Source organism: Fodinibius salsisoli, assembly GCF_026229185.1.
In the GTDB taxonomy this organism is placed as follows: domain Bacteria; phylum Bacteroidota; class Rhodothermia; order Balneolales; family Balneolaceae; genus Fodinibius; species Fodinibius salsisoli.
The window spans coordinates 196,450-212,825 of sequence record NZ_JAGGJA010000004.1 but is presented as its reverse complement, the minus strand read 5'-3'; the positions used below and the strand labels follow the sequence as shown (position 1 = coordinate 212,825).

Annotated in this window: 13 protein-coding genes; 9 read left to right on the top strand and 4 right to left on the bottom strand. The window is 47.9% G+C overall.

Annotated features, from left to right (window positions below):
• The first annotated feature begins 5 nt into the window (after positions 1–5).
• The 5 genes from J6I44_RS07445 (at position 6) to J6I44_RS07425 (ending at position 7,804) form a co-directional block, all read left to right on the top strand.
• A complete protein-coding gene (locus tag J6I44_RS07445; protein ID WP_265765416.1) occupies positions 6–500 on the top strand; it encodes a GNAT family N-acetyltransferase in 495 nt (164 codons plus the stop codon).
• A gap of 354 nt (positions 501–854) precedes the next feature.
• Positions 855–1,316: a hypothetical protein gene (locus tag J6I44_RS07440; RefSeq protein WP_265765415.1), complete on the top strand. Its 462-nt coding sequence runs from the start codon at positions 855–857 to the stop codon at positions 1,314–1,316.
• Between the two features lie 181 nt (positions 1,317–1,497).
• Positions 1,498–2,874, top strand: coding sequence for a TolC family protein (locus tag J6I44_RS07435; protein WP_265765414.1), 1,377 nt, complete (start codon positions 1,498–1,500; stop codon positions 2,872–2,874).
• 353 nt (positions 2,875–3,227) lie between these two features.
• The gene (locus J6I44_RS07430; RefSeq protein ID WP_265765413.1) at positions 3,228–4,508 is read left to right on the top strand and encodes an efflux RND transporter periplasmic adaptor subunit; all 1,281 of its coding nucleotides are present in this window, start codon (positions 3,228–3,230) and stop codon (positions 4,506–4,508) included.
• Between the two features lie 191 nt (positions 4,509–4,699).
• Positions 4,700–7,804: an efflux RND transporter permease subunit gene (locus tag J6I44_RS07425; RefSeq protein WP_265765412.1), complete on the top strand. Its 3,105-nt coding sequence runs from the start codon at positions 4,700–4,702 to the stop codon at positions 7,802–7,804.
• Positions 7,805–8,184: 380 nt separating this feature from the next.
• On the opposite strand, the gene J6I44_RS07420 is transcribed toward J6I44_RS07425, so the two are convergent.
• The gene (locus J6I44_RS07420; protein ID WP_265765410.1) at positions 8,185–9,084 is read right to left on the bottom strand and encodes a YihY/virulence factor BrkB family protein; all 900 of its coding nucleotides are present in this window, start codon (positions 9,082–9,084) and stop codon (positions 8,185–8,187) included.
• Positions 9,085–9,322: 238 nt separating this feature from the next.
• On the opposite strand from J6I44_RS07420, the gene J6I44_RS07415 reads away from it, so the two are divergent.
• Positions 9,323–10,204 carry a cation diffusion facilitator family transporter gene (locus J6I44_RS07415; RefSeq protein ID WP_265765409.1) on the top strand — a complete coding sequence of 294 codons (882 nt, stop codon included), beginning with the start codon at positions 9,323–9,325 and terminating at the stop codon, positions 10,202–10,204.
• Positions 10,205–10,281: 77 nt separating this feature from the next.
• Positions 10,282–11,157, top strand: coding sequence for an ATP-grasp domain-containing protein (locus J6I44_RS07410; protein WP_265765408.1), 876 nt, complete (start codon positions 10,282–10,284; stop codon positions 11,155–11,157).
• 136 nt (positions 11,158–11,293) lie between these two features.
• Here the strand turns inward: J6I44_RS07410 and dnaJ are convergent, their stop codons facing one another.
• The 3 genes from dnaJ to J6I44_RS07395 all read right to left on the bottom strand — a co-directional run bounded on the left by dnaJ (position 11,294) and on the right by J6I44_RS07395 (position 13,620).
• Complete coding sequence (dnaJ, locus tag J6I44_RS07405) at positions 11,294–12,451, bottom strand: molecular chaperone DnaJ (RefSeq protein WP_265765407.1); 1,158 nt, start codon at positions 12,449–12,451, stop codon at positions 11,294–11,296.
• A 24-nt stretch (positions 12,452–12,475) separates the two neighbouring features.
• The gene (locus J6I44_RS07400) at positions 12,476–13,066 is read right to left on the bottom strand and encodes a nucleotide exchange factor GrpE (RefSeq protein WP_265765406.1); all 591 of its coding nucleotides are present in this window, start codon (positions 13,064–13,066) and stop codon (positions 12,476–12,478) included.
• A 161-nt stretch (positions 13,067–13,227) separates the two neighbouring features.
• Positions 13,228–13,620: a VOC family protein gene (locus tag J6I44_RS07395; protein WP_265765405.1), complete on the bottom strand. Its 393-nt coding sequence runs from the start codon at positions 13,618–13,620 to the stop codon at positions 13,228–13,230.
• A gap of 211 nt (positions 13,621–13,831) precedes the next feature.
• On the opposite strand from J6I44_RS07395, the gene rsmI reads away from it, so the two are divergent.
• The gene (rsmI, locus tag J6I44_RS07390; RefSeq protein ID WP_265765404.1) at positions 13,832–14,515 is read left to right on the top strand and encodes a 16S rRNA (cytidine(1402)-2'-O)-methyltransferase; all 684 of its coding nucleotides are present in this window, start codon (positions 13,832–13,834) and stop codon (positions 14,513–14,515) included.
• Positions 14,512–16,086, top strand: a complete 1,575-nt coding sequence (gene lnt, locus J6I44_RS07385) for an apolipoprotein N-acyltransferase (protein ID WP_265765403.1) — start codon at positions 14,512–14,514, stop codon at positions 16,084–16,086. The genes rsmI and lnt overlap by 4 nt, the downstream gene beginning before the upstream one ends.
• Positions 16,087–16,376: the final 290 nt, after the last annotated feature.

The window sequence follows — 16,376 nt, the reverse complement described above, 5'->3', positions numbered from 1 at the left end:
AGAGCATGATTTCGCTTGCGCAGCCTTCTCAATTGGAGTCAATCAACCGTATTTATAATCAGGCGGTACGTGACGGATTTCGAACGGCTCACAGCCAGCCGGTAGATATAAATTATCGGCACGAATGGTTTTCCCGACATCCCGAAGAGTGCTACCCGGTATTTGTTTACCTGGAAGAGGATGAAGTGGCAGGCTGGCTTTCAGTATCGGCTTATCGTCCCGGACGACAGGCTCTCAATGAAGTCGTGGAAGTCAGCTATTATGTGGATTATAATCACCAGAACCGTGGCATTGCCACCCAACTGATGAAGCAAGCCGTCGCTTTTAGCACTAATCAAAACTACCGAATTTTAGTCGCTATTTTGCTAACCAAAAATGCGCCCAGCATCAGGCTGCTGGAACATTTTGGGTTTGAAGAAGGCGGACGTATCCCGGATGCGTATCATCACCAGGATGAGTTCCGGGATCATCTGTATTTTTATAAACGGTTGGATACATAAATCTCGCTATTCTTCTGTTTTAACAAATAATATTCCTGCTTCACAGTTAAACCTAAACATTATTCAATGACGTAGCCTCCACTAATCAGCCGAAGTTTCAACATCGTTGCCTGTTTGAGGAACCTCATGGCGGACCAAGCTTAGCATAAGTAAGTGCAGTGATAATTTACTCAGCTCGTGGCTTTTAGGGATTCCAACTTTCCTAGTCTTTGTAGAGTAGGGGTGGTACAAAAAAATGGGATTGTAAAAAGGTAATTGTTATTGCACTTTCAAAAGTAACGAGTAATAATCCTCATTTTCTATATTCCTCAAATTGCCTATATTTGGATTTAATTCTTGAATCTACCAAAGCTAATGCAGGCATTTCGGACAACTCATAAAAAATGCACCGAACAAATCACCGTTCTGTTGCTATTGCTGTTCGGTCTGCATGTTTTAAGTATCCACGGCTTTGCCGACGCACTGGTGTTGTGCTTCGAAGACAACGGAGAAGTGAACATCGAATCCGAAGCCGGAAGTCTCTTTTCCATTCCTTCCGAAGAAGTGGTTCACGCCGAAGCACATCAGCATAAGAATCCCACCTTTGATGCCTCTGGGGACCATCACAGTGATGTGGCGCTATCCGTTATCTGTTCTAAAGAACAGCAGGTCACCCGCTTTGATCAAAGCAAAATATTCGCCTTCCTGGAAGACATTGCTACAACCAGTATCGAGATACTGCCCCGCTCGCGGGTTTTTCAGCTGGCCTCTTTTATCCCTCCTCTTATCGAAGATCTGCTTATCACCAACCTGCAGACCGTCGTACTGCTGAACTAGGTCGTCCAGCCTACCCACAATTCATTCTTTTAAAGCAAGACTGATCTAACCGTTATTAGTTAATGGTTATCTGTTATTTGGTACAGATATGCTCAACCTATTCTCTGTTCAACCAATAACGAATATACTAACAAACAGCTCTTGCCTCTCTTTAAACTATAGAATTGGCTGGATTACCTATATGAATAACCTAAAACTCGTTATAGCCTTCGGTTTGCTTGTGCTTGCTGCCGGGTGTGCCACCGAAGAATCTATTATTGAACCACCGTCAAAAAGCACCCTGGGAGAACGAACCTATGAACAGTCTCCCGCCCTGAACTTGAATCAAAACCAGAACAAGCCGGGTACTTCGGCGTCCATTACCGTATCCGACACATTATCTTTTGAGGATGCCCTCTCTAAAGCCCTGCTTGAGAATCCCGGGCTGCAAAGCTACGGATGGCAGATGCGGGTCAGAGAAGCCGAACGCATCCAGGCCTCGCTGCTTCCCAATCCACGACTGCAAGCCGAGATGGAAAACTTTGGCGGCACGAAACAGTTTGAAGGACTGGACAACCGTGAAATCACGATCCGCCTCAGCCAAAAGATCCTGCTGGGTGCCGACAAACTAAAGCAAAAGCGGCTGGCCGATGCGAATAAACAACTGGCCGGCTGGGACTATGAAACCCAGAGGCTGGAAGTATTGACAGGCGTCACCAAGTCATACATATCCGCCCTGGAGGCCCAAAAACAGTGGCAGCAGCAGAAAGAGCTGGTGAAGGTCGCCAATAAGTTGTACAAGTCCATTGCCGCGCAGGTCGAGGCCGGCAAGGTCTCCAAACTCGTACAGACCAAAGCCAACGTAGAACTCGCCCGTGCCCGCATCGACCTGGACAACGCTCGCAGTTCCTTTGCCACCACCCGAAGTAACCTCGCCTCCTATTGGGGCAGCCGCAATCCCCGGTTCCAACAACTTTCGGGACAGCTGGCTCCCCCAACGCCCTTGCCGGACTACTCATCACTCACCGGCTTCATCGAACGCAATCCCAATGTGGCGCGGTGGTCGGCCGAAATACAGCAGCGCGAGGCCGACCTTGATTTGCAGCGCGCTGAAGGTGTTCCCGACATCAACATTACGGGTGGTTATAAACGGTTTGAAGATGCAGGGGCTGAAGCGGCGCTGGTTGGCGTCTCCATACCCTTGCCTTTCTTTGATCGCAACCAGGGAGATATCAAAGCAGCCAAATACCGGTTGAACCAGGCAGATGCACAACGCCGGGCCGTCGAGACCGAAACCAGCCGGGACCTGCAACAGGCCTATAACCGACTTCAAAGCGCACAGCATGAGGTTCAGCAACTCGAAGAAGAGGTACTGCCCGGAGCCCAAGAGGCATTCAAGGCCGCCCAAATCGGCTACCGGCAAGGCAAGTTTGATTACCTGGAAGTGCTGGATGCCCAGCGCACGCTTTTTGCAAGCCGTACCCGTCATATCCAGGCGCTGGCCGAGTATCACCGAAGTGTCGCTGACGTCGAGCGACTAATCGGCACCCCACTTTCTGAGGTTAGAATAGAAGAATAGTGCAAACCTCTTTACTGGCTTCTTCAAGCGTCCACGCTTGAAGAAATTGCAGATAAGCGTGGACGCTTATCACAGCATAAAAAATCCTTCTGACTAAAAGAAATCCCCTTCGAAGGGGGTGCCCCGAGTATCGGGGACGGGGGATGTCCACACATCCTGCGACGACAAGCAAAACAAGAAATCTCATTTATAAATGCCTTTACAAAAATACATTTAAGACTCTTCGACTTCATTCGTCCCGAGAAATCGGGACTCATTGCGCTCAGACTGACGTCATATTGAGCGCAGCACGACGAAGTAGAAATATGATGTCAGTATTTCAAAGGACTCTTGAATCCTAAAGAACGAAAACCATGAAGAAATTAATCATACTTTTAAATTTTATAACATTGATTGCAACAGGGCCGCTTTTAACCCGTTGCAGTTCGAATTCTAGTTCCAATAACAACAATGAAAACCATACGAAGAAACCCTCCCAGCACCGGGGGGAACATGCTGAAGATGAGGAACAGCATGCCAAAAGTAGCGAGACCGAAGGCCACTCCGGGGAAAGCGAACACCAGGCCCGGGAAGTACACCTGAGCAAGCAGCAGCGGAACAACCTGGGCATTAAAGTTGATACCTTGAACTCCGGCAGCGCATCCTCCACCATTGCGCGCCCGGCCAGTATCACCTACGACCTGGATGAGATTGCCAAAGTGGGTCCCCGCATTGAAGCCAAGGTGATTCGTGTTCTGAAAGATCTGGGGGATAATGTTCAGCAAGGAGAGCGACTCGTACTGATGAGCAGCGTGGAGCTGGGCAAGGTTAAAGCCGATTACATTCGACTGCGGGCGGCTCTGAAGAGAGAACAGGCTCATTATAAGCGGGAGAAGTCCCTCTTTGAGCAGGATATTTCCAGCCAGGCGGAGTTGCTTAAAGCGGAGGCTGAGTATGAGCAGACCAGGGCTGAACGTGATGCCGCAGCCGAAGCCCTCCGCCTGTATGGGTTGTCGAACGAGGCTATCCAAAGCATTGAAGCCGGCACGGAGGCTCCCCTCTCGCATTTCTACATCACCAGCCCTATTAACGGTGTGGTCCAGGAACGCAATCTTTCCCCGGGGCAGACGGTATCCTCCAGCGAGACGCCCATCCATATTGCCAATCTTTCAAAAATGTGGGTGATGATTGATGCCTACGAACAGGATATCCGGTACCTCGAGCAGGGGCAATCGATAAGCCTTTCGGTGCGTAGTTTGCCCAGTGCCACCTTCAAAGGCACCATCGACTGGATTTCATATGCCCTGCAAAAAGACAGCCGCACAATGCCGGTACGGGCACATCTCGAAAACACCGGCGGCCAGCTACGCTCCGGGATGTTTGGCACGGTCCGTATCCAGACTGATACCGAACGAAAGATCGCGATGATTCCGGTGGATGCCGTGCAGACCATTGAAGGTGAATCTATGGTCTTTGTACCCGGCCAAGAGCCCGGCAGCTTCCGGGCAACAAAGGTGATGCTGAGTACCGAAAATGAGGGCATGGTCGAGATCGCCTCCGGCTTGCAACCGGGCGACCGGGCAGTTATTGCCGGGGCCTTTGACCTGAAATCAGCCCTGACGGCTCAGTCCCGTAGTGCCTCGCACAGTCATTAGCGTACTATCACAAGCCTCTAGCTCGTAAAAAAGCACGAGCGGATCTAAAACTTTGTAGAACAGGCGCTCACGCTATAAGCTATCCTCCCCTTCGCAGGAAGACTTTTCTCCCCTCCTCGGGAGGGGATTGAGGGGTGGGTAATCATAAATGATGTATCAATAAAGATATTCGTTAAATAATCTTTTTTATCATGCTTCAACAAATTATAGATCGAGTTTTAAAAAACCGGCTGACCGTCCTGCTGGTGGTAGCGGCCGTAGCCGGCTATGGATACTTCTCTTTTCGGGATGTGCCCATAGATTCCTTCCCGGATGTATCTCCCACGATGGTCCAGGTATTTACCTCCAGCCCCGGGCTCTCCCCGGTGGATGTGGAAACGCAGATCAGCTATCCCATAGAAATATCCATGTACGGACTTCCCAAGCTGGACCGCGTGCAGAGTACCTCCATTTTCGGGCTCTCGCGTGTAAACATCTATTTCGAGGAAGCCACCGATATCTATTTTGCCCGCCGGCTGGTCAACGAACGGCTCAGCAAAGCCAAGCAGCAGATCCCCAAGGGACTGGGAAATCCGCAGCTGGGACCCATTACCACCGGTCTCGGAACCGTGATGATGTACGAGGTCAAGAATAAAGAAGGAGCACAGAACTCTCTGATGGATATCCGTACGGCCCAGGATTGGATTGTCAAGCCGCAGCTTCGAACCGTGCCCGGGGTCACCGGCGTGTTGTCGCTGGGCGGCAATGTGCGGCAGTTCCAGGTGAATGTGGATATGAATGCCCTGGTCTCCCGCGGACTCACACTCAACGACCTTGAGCAGGCCCTGAACAAAAACAACCGAAATGTCGGCGCTTCTTTCATCGAACGCGGCGGTGAAGAATACCTGGTTCGCGGCTATGGATGGATTTCAGCCGACCAAAAGGGGCTGGAAGATATCCGAAATATTATCGTGGCGAACAAAGACGGCACCCCGGTGTACGTGGAAGACATCGCAAAGGTTGAGTTCGGTTCAGAGATCAAGCGGGGTACGCTCGTTGCCAACGGTAAGGAATCGGTAGGCGGCTTTGTGCTTAAGCTAATCGGCACCAATACCCAGGATCTGCTGACCAGCATTGATCAAAAGGTGGAGGCTATCAACAGCGCCCTGCCCGAAGGCATGGTCATGGAAGCGTTTTATTCGCAGGGCGAGCTTGTCAGCAAAGCCGTAGGTACCGTCACCAATGCGCTGTATATAGGTGCTATTTTGGTGCTGGTGGTCCTGTTCTTCTTCATGGGCGACTTGCGATCCACCCTGATCATCATTTCTACCGTGCCCCTGGCCTTCCTGATCGCTTTCATCGGGATGAAGATTGCCGGACTTTCGGCCAACCTGATGAGCCTGGGTGGACTGGCTATCAGCATCGGGATGATCGGTGACAGTGCCACAGTAATTGTCGAGAACACCTACCGGTTGCTGGAGGAGCAAAAAGGGAAAAACGTGTCCTTACTGAGGACGGTCGGCGAGGCTGCCCGTGAGGTGATTCGACCGGTCGTCTTTGCCACCAGTATCATTATCATCGTTTTCCTTCCGCTCTTTTCGCTGGAAGGGGTCGAAGGCAAAATGTTCAAGCCCCTGGCCTTTACCATCACCTTTGCGCTGGCGGGTGCCATCTTTTTAGCCCTGACTTATATTCCCGTTATTTCCAGCTATATCTTACCGGATGAAGGCATGGACCAGGAACCCTGGCTGGTGCGCAAGGTGAAGTCCTCTTGCCGCCCGGTTATTGAGAAAAGTACCAACTACCCCAAGGCCGTCTTTGGCATTGCCCTGGCCCTCTTTGCTGCCAGCATGATTGTATTCCCTTTCCTGGGAACCGAGTTTCAGCCGACGTTGCGTGAAGGGACCTTTGCCGTTCGATCGGTCTTACCACCCGGGGCAAATCTACCGACGACCACTGACTATACCAAGCGCATCCAGAAATCAATGAAAACATTTCCCGAAGTGGAGGGCGTCTATTCCAGAGTGGGTCGTGCGGAAGTAGGCGGCGATCCTGAACCAGTCAATGTTATCTTTAATGTGGTAAACCTAAAACCGCTGGACCAGTGGGACCAAGGGCGAACCTATGAAGAGTTGCAGTCTGCGATGGCAGCCCGGCTTCAGGAAGATTTACCGGGTGTGGCCTCCAACTTCTCGCAACCCATACAGCTTCGAACGGATGAACTGCTCAGCGGTGTCCGCGCCCAGGTTGTGGCCAGCCTCTACGGAGATGACCTTGATACACTGGCGGGGAAAGCGCAGGAGATTAAAAATGTGATCCAGGATGTTGAAGGGGCTGTTGATGTACGTGCCCAACAGCAGGGCGGCAAGCCTCAAATTTTGGTTCGGCCGGACAGGCGGCAGCTGGCACGCCTGGGCATCAACATCGATGAATTCCTGAATACAGTCGAAACCGGAATCGGCGGGGCCAAAGCCGGCAAGGTGTTCGAAGGTATCCGGCGCTTTGATATTTTTGTTCGCCTGCAAAAGCAGCAGCGAAGCCAGATAAACCAGCTCCGCGACCTGCCCATTCGTACGGCCAAAGGCGCTCTCGTGCCACTTTCCCAAATTGCGGATGTTGAAGTGTTTACCGGTCCCAAGCAGATATCAAGGAATAAAGCCAGTCGGCGGACCTACGTGCAGCTGAATGTGCGCGGCCGCGATATGGGCAGTGTGGTCAATGAGATACAACAAAAAGTCGAGCAGCAGGTTGACTTGCCGGCCGGCTACTTCATGGAATACGGCGGTCAGTTTGAAAACCAGCGCCGGGCCATGAACCGGCTCTATGTAGTGGTGCCCATTACGCTGGCACTTATCTTCTTTATGCTGTTTTCCACTTTTGGGAGCTGGCGCTATGCCGTGCTCATTTTCCTGAACATTCCCTTTGCCACGATCGGCGGTATCTTTGCACTCTGGATTTCCGGGCTGTACCTCTCCGTCCCCGCAGCCGTTGGCTTCATTGCCATCTTTGGTATCGCTGTTCTCAACGGGCTGGTACTGGTGAGCTATATTAACCAGCTTCGGGAAGAAGGCATGCCCATGGACAAGTCGGTGGTTCAAGCTTCGCTGCTACGCCTGCGGCCCGTTTTGATGACCGCCCTGACTACCGGTCTGGGGCTTCTGCCCCTGCTGTTGGCCAATGATATTGGCTCCAACGTTCAGCGTCCACTGGCAGCTGTTGTCGTCGGGGGATTGTTTACCTCCACCCTGCTCACGCTGGTGGTACTGCCCACGATCTACCGCTGGTTTGCTGAACCCGTCGAACACGTTGGACTTTAATTTTTAAATATACCAGTCGGACCGTTCCAAACGGTCTGACGGGTTTAAAAAGTTTTACCATGAAAGAAATAAAAGCTTTTATCAGAATCAATATGATCGATTATGTCATTGACACCTTAAAAAACCTTGATAACCCACCGGACATAACCCTACTGGGGACATTCCAAAGAAGAACCACCCAAGCTGGTCGAAGGTGTAAAACTTGAAACCGTCGTCCCCCTACAACAACTGGATGATATTTTGGGTCTCATCATTGAAAAGGAAAAACAGGAAGTTATGGGGATGGCAAAATCTTTGTCTCAGATGTGGAGCAAGCTGTCCGAATACGAACCGGTGAGACGGATCAAGAAGTTATCCGATAAATAAGCTGAGCTCAAAGGCTACTTTACTTCCATCTTCTTTATTTTCACTGCATGCTCTTTGGGTTGGATAGTTTCCGCAAAGAGATAGGCGTATTGCTGGGTCATCTTGGCTCCAAAAAAGAGAATCAATGATGAATAGAACACCCAAAGCAAATAGATAGCCATGGAACCGGCCGTGCCGTACATGGCCTGAATATTACTGCTGGTTAAAGCAAAGCCGATGATGTATTTACCCAGTAAAAACAGACATGAGGTGATAGCGGCCCCCACCCAGACGACCTTCCACTCGATAATGACATCCGGCAAAAACTTAAAAATAACCCCAAAACTAAGCATGCCCAGCATAAATGAAATAGCAACACCAATTGTAGTTAACACAAATGGCGTCAGTAATGGTGAAAGTTGATTAAGCTCTTCGCGGACCAATAATAGTATTGAATGGGTTCCCAACGAAAGAACCAGGATGAATCCCATAAACATAATAATCCCAAACGAAAGCGCTCGGTTTTCTAATGTTTTAATCACCTTCTTTTTGGATCGGGGTTTGACGCTCCAGATACGATTCAAGGCATGCTGAATAATGAGGAAAAACGAACTCGAAGCAAATAGGAAGATCCCGATGGCAATTAAGCGCTGCAGGATATTCTGATCCTCTACAAAATAATGCGACACAATATTTTGCAATACATCAGCGCTCGCCGGCCCAATAAGCTGCTGAATCTGGTTAAATACTTCTGTGGAGGCTACCTGCTGTCCCGTAAATAATCCAATGCTAAAAATGACCATGATTAAGATAGGCGGAATGGCAAAGACCGTAAAAAAAGCCAGCGCACCCGCCAAAATAATAGGATCATCTTCTCCAAAGGTATGAAGCGTCTTACGCAGTAACAGTGAGATATCAGAAATTGTCTTCTTCATGGCGCACAAAAATAGAAAATATTAAGGACTTTGTAGACCTTGGTTTTTGTTGCCAGTTTCAGTTATCCACAAAATTCTGCACGGAAAACACAATATGATGCAAGCTTTGGTAAAACAAAGCCTCTATACTTACTATTGAACGTTTAAGGTCACCGTTCCCCACTTGGCAAGTGCCCGGGATGATAAACCTATTAGTAATCAGTAGCATGTAATTATCGCTAACGAATTCATTCTCTTTATGACGCATGATCATTCCCCTCACGCTCAAACCTATGGCCAAGCCTTTGCTATCGGCATTGGTTTAAATATCGTTTATGTCGCAGTTGAAATCGTATATGGATTGCTCATTGATTCCTCGGCCCTGCTGGCGGATGCCGGCCATAACGCCAGTGATGTGCTAAGTCTTGTCTTTGCCTGGTTTGCAATGGCGGTAGCCCAAAAACGACCCTCGCTAAAGTATACGTATGGATTAAGGAGAAGTACAATCCTGGTTTCCATCCTTAATGCCCTCTTGTTATTTGGAGCGGCGGGCATCATCGGCTGGGAAGCCTGGCAAAAGTTCTTTGAACCTGCTGAGATTGCCGGCACCAAAGTTATGATTGTGGCAGGAATTGGCATTGTGATAAATACCATCACGGCCCTGTTATTTATTAAAGGACAGAAAAGTGATCTCAATATTAAAGGGGCTTTCCTGCATATGGCAGCCGATGCGGGAGTATCGGTGGGTGTGGTTATTTCAGGGCTGCTTATTAACATCACGGGCTATAACTGGATCGATCCGGTAACCAGCTTCCTTATCCTGATCATTATCGTCTACAGCACCTGGCAGCTCTTTATAGATTCTATTAACCTGGCACTGGATGCAGTACCAGAGAACATCGACTATCAGAAAGTAAGGGAGTTTTTAAAAGACCATGAAGGCGTTAAGGCAGTGCATGATTTGCATATCTGGGCCATGAGTACGACCGAAAATGCGCTGTCTGTGCATCTGGTTACGGATGCTGCATCCGATGAGTTGCTAAAAAAGTTAAAGCATGCTCTGCACGAAGAATTTGGTATTGAGCATAGCACACTGCAACTTGAGCAAGCCGATCTGGATGATTCCCTCCATGCCAAATAAGCATTTATTTATAGAGTCAGATATCCTATTTTCTTCTTGAAAATTTCTATCGCCTAACCAATTTAAAATATTTTTCCATGAGAAAGTGTGCCTTCCTGTCAATGGACAGCCTTGAAAATTTTGATTGCTACGACCACTTGTTGTTCAATCCACTGGCCGATAAAGGATGGGCAGTCGAGGAAGTTTCATGGAGGGATAAGCAGGTGGACTGGAATCAGTTTGAAGTCGTCGTCGTACGAAGTCCGTGGGATTATCAGAAAGATCCGGAAGCTTTTTTTAAGGTGCTTCAGGAAATTGATCGCTCCACGGCACGCCTCGAGAATAAACTGGATCTCATCAAATGGAATATTGATAAGACCTACCTGCGCGATCTCGAAAGCAGAGGTATAGAGATTGTACCCAGCATTTGGGAAGACACCTTCTCAATAGAACAGTATCCGCGATTTTTTGAAGAACTTTCGAGCAGCGAAATTATTATAAAGCCAACTATCAGTGCCGGGGCCGATGATACCTTCCGTATAAAACGAAAAGACCACAAGCAGTATACCGATCAGTTAGCCAAACTTTTTGAGCAACGCCCGTTTATCGTGCAGCCGTTTATGCCTCACATTGTTGAAGAAGGAGAGTTTTCTCTTTTTTATTTTGGTGATACCTACAGCCATACAATACTGAAGACTCCGGAACAGAACGACTTTCGGGTTCAGGAAGAACACGGGGGACGTCTTAAGAAAGTAGAGCCCGAAAAAGAACTAAGGAGCCTGGGCCAAGAGATCCTTGAGCAACTCAATCCAGCCCCGCTCTACACTCGTGTTGACTTTGTTCGTACGGAGCAAGACAGTTTTGCCCTTATGGAGCTGGAACTTATTGAGCCCTCACTCTACTTCAATATGGATCCGGAATCACCTCAACGGTTTGCCGAAGTCTTCCATAACTGGGTTCAAGGATCAAATTAAAAGGAATAAGCTAATTGGTACGAAATAGCCCTATCACCCAGAGCCACACCCAATAATCGGATTAGCTCTGGATGACCTTTACGCTTGTTGCTTACCATTTAGTATATCTTATGTGATACTATACTCAATCTGGCCTTTAGGCAAACACATCCTTAATTTTAGAAAAGAATCCTTTGCCATCATCTTCTTTATTGGAAGCTTCGAAGTGATCATTGCCTTTCAGGGCTTCGATATGTTCACGTTCTTCGCCAGACAGGTTTTTAGGGATATAGACATTAATCCGCACGTACTGATCACCAATGCCCGATCGTTTTAACCCGTGAATGCCTTTCTCCTTCATTCGAAGCAGCTTACCCGGCTGAACACCCGGTTCAATCTTTATCTTAGCTTTCCCTTTAAGGGTAGGTACTTTTACTTCTGTTCCAAGGATTGCATCCGGTACGCTTAAGACAAGATCATAATAGATGTCATTGCCATCACGCTCAAAATGTTCGTGCTCTTTCTCCTCAATAAGAACGACTAAGTCACCGGGATTACCTCCTCGTTTTCCGGCATTTCCCTGATCACGCAAGGTAATATAATTTCCTTCAGAAACACCGGAAGGAATGCGAACCTGAACCATCTCTTCGCCTCTATACCGTCCTTCCCCGTGGCATTTAGAACACTTTTTCTTGATAATACGGCCTTCGCCCTGACAGTCAGGGCATGGTTGTACATTCACCATTTGCCCCAGCATGGTCTTACGAACCTGACGAACTTGGCCCATACCGTTACAGGTGCTGCATGTCTCGAAATCTTCCTCTGTAGCAGCACCAATACCGTTACACTCCTCACACTTAATCTGTTTCTTAACCTTCAGCTTCTTTTCAGTGCCAAAGGCGATCTCTTCGAGATTCAACTCAATGCGAAGCTTCATATCTGATCCGGGTTGCCCTGGCGATCGTCGCCCGCGTGACTGTCCTCCGCCTCCGAAGGGATCACCACCTCCAAAAATATCGCTGAAGCGGCTAAAGATATCTTCAAAGCCGATATCTTCAAAGCCAGCTCCTCCACGCCCCCTAAAGCCACCATTCACGCCCTGATGGCCGAACTGGTCGTACCGCTGGCGCTTTTGATCGTCGCTCAGCACTTCATAGGCTTCTGAGGCTTCTTTAAATTTTCGTTCAGCTTCGGGATCATCTGTATTACGGTCGGGATGAAATTTCATGGCCCGCTTTCGATAGGCCTTCTTAATTTCAGAATCCGATGCGTCTTTGTTGACACCTAAAATTTCGTAGTAGTCTCGTTTAGACATGTAAAACTTACTTAAACCTTAAACTTACTCGCTTACAATTACTTTTGCATGACGGATAGTACGATCTCCCATCCGATAACCATTTTCAATAACATCCAGAACAACATCGCTGCCAATATCATCATCCTGAGGCTTTTGTCGCATCATGGCATCATGCAAATCGACATCAAATGGAACTCCTGATTCATCAATTCGTTCAACACCATATTTTTTCAACACTTCATCAAATTTATTGGCCACAAGCATTACACCATCCATAAAGGTATCATCAACCTCAAGATCTTCGGCAGCTTTAAGCGAACGACGCAGGTCGTCATTAATATCCAGAAACTCTTCTAAGGCATTGGCTTTAGCAGTTTCGTAAATTTGTGAACGTTCCCGCTGTACCCGCTTTCGATAGTTCTGTAATTCCGCTGCCTTCCGAAGGTGCGTATCTTTCGCCTTGGACAGTTCATCCTCCAGCTCTTCAACCTTTTGTTCACGGGCAATCAGTAGTTCGCGGAGCTCTTCGACATCCAGATCAGCATACAATGTATCCTTGTTTTCATCAACTGAAGATTGTTCTTGCTCGTCGGTCGTTTCCTGTTCTGAAACCTGCTCTTTAGATTCGCTCATGTACTAAAAATTCTATATTAAATACTGTTTATGTGTTGTGATGGGAATTATGCAAATAACATGCCATTAAGATACACCAACCAAACTGCTGACAAAGTTGCACAGGTTTCGATCTCCAGCAGATTTATCCCTCAAAGCTGTCAGTTGTATAGGATTGGAAATTATTCATCATCTTCCTCATAGAAAAATTCAATCATATTCCCATCGGGATCTGAAATAAAGATAAAACGGCCTCGCTTGCGATTCGCAGGACCACTTAATACGGTAACTTCCTTTTCCCGGAAATATTCTGCCATCTCATCCACTTTCTCCTCCGATTCGAGGTAAAAACCGAAATGGTCGACCCGATAGTCCCGTGAAGAAGTATCATAGCTTGTTTCTGCTTCCACTAACACGATGGTATCTTCGGAGCCTATCCGATATACCGCCATACTTTTCCCCATTTTACGGACCAGTTCAAAACCTAGTATTTCGCCATAAAATTCTTCTGCCCGTTCAATATCATTCACTCGAATGGTTATATGATTAATACCTGAAGGATTAAAATCTGCCATAATAATATTGAGTTAAAATAATTTGTCACAAACTGATAAATATGCTACCAGCAATCATCAATCCAATTGCAACTTAGTATAGCCTTTTTCGATGCAAAGTTCATCCAATTTCAATGAAGAGACTGCCTGTGGTGGTACTAAATAAATTGGATGTGGCATTATCCGATATAGCTCTTATTTTCAAGGAAAATTCATTTATAATTTTTCTGCATTGAGTACCCTATATATTGTTGCAACCCCCATTGGTAATTTAGGTGATATCTCTAAACGTGCTGAAGAGGTATTGGCTTCCGTCCATTATATTGCTTGTGAAGATACACGCACTTCGGGCGTTCTGTTAAACCACTTGGGAATTAACGCTTCGACCTTTGCTTTCCACCAGCATAATGAACATCAAAAAGTAGAACATCTGATTAACATTCTTGATGCACATCAGGATGTGGCCGTCATTTCGGATGCCGGCATGCCGGGCATTTCAGACCCTGGCTTTTTGGCCGTTCGTGCTGCTCATCAGGCGGGCCATACGGTTTCCGTCATTCCAGGCCCTGATGCTGCCACCACCGCACTTGTGGCCAGTGGTTTACCCTGTGATAAATATGTGTTTGAAGGATTCCTTCCACAAAAAAAGGGACGCCAGAAACAACTTAAGCAATTGGTTGATGAGGAACGCTCTGTCGTACTTTATGAAAGTCCATATCGACTGCAAAAACTGTTGAAAGAACTTCGAAAATATATGGGCGACCAGCGCATGGTAGCTGTATGCCGCGAGCTGACCAAAAAGTTTGAAGAAGTGGTACGAGGTCCGTTAAAATCCGTCTTTGATCGCTTTGAGCTGAGAGAGGAAGTTAAAGGAGAAATTGTTGTCATCATTGCCCCCAAAAGCTATTCCGAATGAATAAACATCTGAATAATATCTGGCACTCCAAGGGAGCGCTCACCATTATAGCCGGAGTACTGCTGGGCATCAGCTTTCCGCCCCTGCCTTTACCCTTTCTGACGTTTCCTGCTTTTATATGCATTTTCCGAATCGTCGATCTCTCCTCTTCGTATCGTGAGGCCGCTTTCTGGGTATATCCGGGATTTATAATCTGGAACCTCATTGCCACTTATTGGCTGATGATGGCAACCATGGCCGGGGGTATTGCAGCTATTATTGCGAATTCTGCCGTCATGACCATCCCCGTAATGCTGCAATATAAGTTCCAGCGCTCCAGCTTTTCAGCCGGCCTCATTGCCCTATTCCAAGCAGCCAGCTGGCTTAGCTTTGAATATCTGCACCACCACTGGGATCTGGCCTGGCCCTGGCTGACAATCGGCAATGCGTGGTCTAACGTTCCGGCCCTCATCCAGTATATTTCAATCACCGGTTACTGGGGCATCTCGTTTTGGGTGCTGCTCACAGCCAGCTTAGGCTACCAAGTTATCAAACATTCCAGGCGCCGTACAATCATTGCCTTTGGCTCTGTTTTCCTGATTTTTCCGCTTGTTTCCGTGGGACTCTTCTGGACCGACAGCCGTAATGCGGATGCACCTGAGCAAGAAATCGTCGTGGTACAACCAAATTTTGATTCCTACTACCCCAATGGCGGATACCCCAACTCTGCACAGGCGCTGGATCATCTGTTGCAGCTCAGTGATTCCCTCCGAACATCTTATACCGAGCTGATTGTCTGGCCGGAAAATGCCATACAGTCGCGCATTACCAACCTGGATGAGTTTGGGCTTGCGCCTAATCGCGATAAAATTGTCATTAAGCAAAAACTGCTGGACTGGGGGACGACTATCTTAGGCGGGTCAACCTACCTACAGTTTTATAAGGAAGAAAATGCTCCGCGGCTGCCCTATTATGATTCAAAGGATCGTGCCTATTTACCTTTTAATGCTGCCCTTAAATTTTCCGCCCGTGAACCCATGGATGTTTATCGCAAGCACAACCTGGTTCCTATTGTAGAACGCGTGCCCTTTGTGCATTTCCTCAATGCTATAGATGTCTTTGGATGGATCAATTGGAACCAAATTCAAAGATATGGTAAAGGCAAAAAAGCCAATCAATTTACGGTTGGCATCACCAAAACACCGGCGCTCATCTGCTATGATTCCGTTTACCCCAGCTGGATACGAAGCTACGTACAAAACGACGCGGGTTACCTGACCATCATCACTAATGACGGCTGGTGGGGCAACACGAGCGGTCACCATCAACACTTTGCCTATGCCCGGCTTCGGGCCATAGAATTTGGCCGGTGGATTGTACGTAGCGCTAACAACGGCATTTCAGGTATTATTGCCCCCAACGGATCAATAGAAGTAAAAACGGACTACTGGACGTCCACAGCTTTTCGCTATGACGTACCCATCTTAGAATCCCAGACGTTTTATGCCCGCTTTGGAGATTGGTTGCCTCAGTTTCTGCTACTGTTGGCTTTCGGAGGGTTTGGATTTATGTTGCTCCGTTCGAAAAAGTAGTGTTTATGGGGGGTTAACCCTGAAAGGGTTTAAGGTAAAATAGCCGTACCTGCCTTTAAAAACACGCCTGACAAACGTATTAGCTGTGAGGGAGCTTTAAATCTTAACACGTGCCGGGCACTTCCGAAGTGCCCGGCACGTTGATCATATAACCCCATCTCTGGCGAGGAAATAATACCCGTGCTAATATGCCCTCATCGGGCGCTTGGTGTCGATGTCCGGTGAGTGCATAATAGAACAATACAGTCACGAGCGAGACGCTCGCGCCAGTAGAGACATAAAAGATTAGT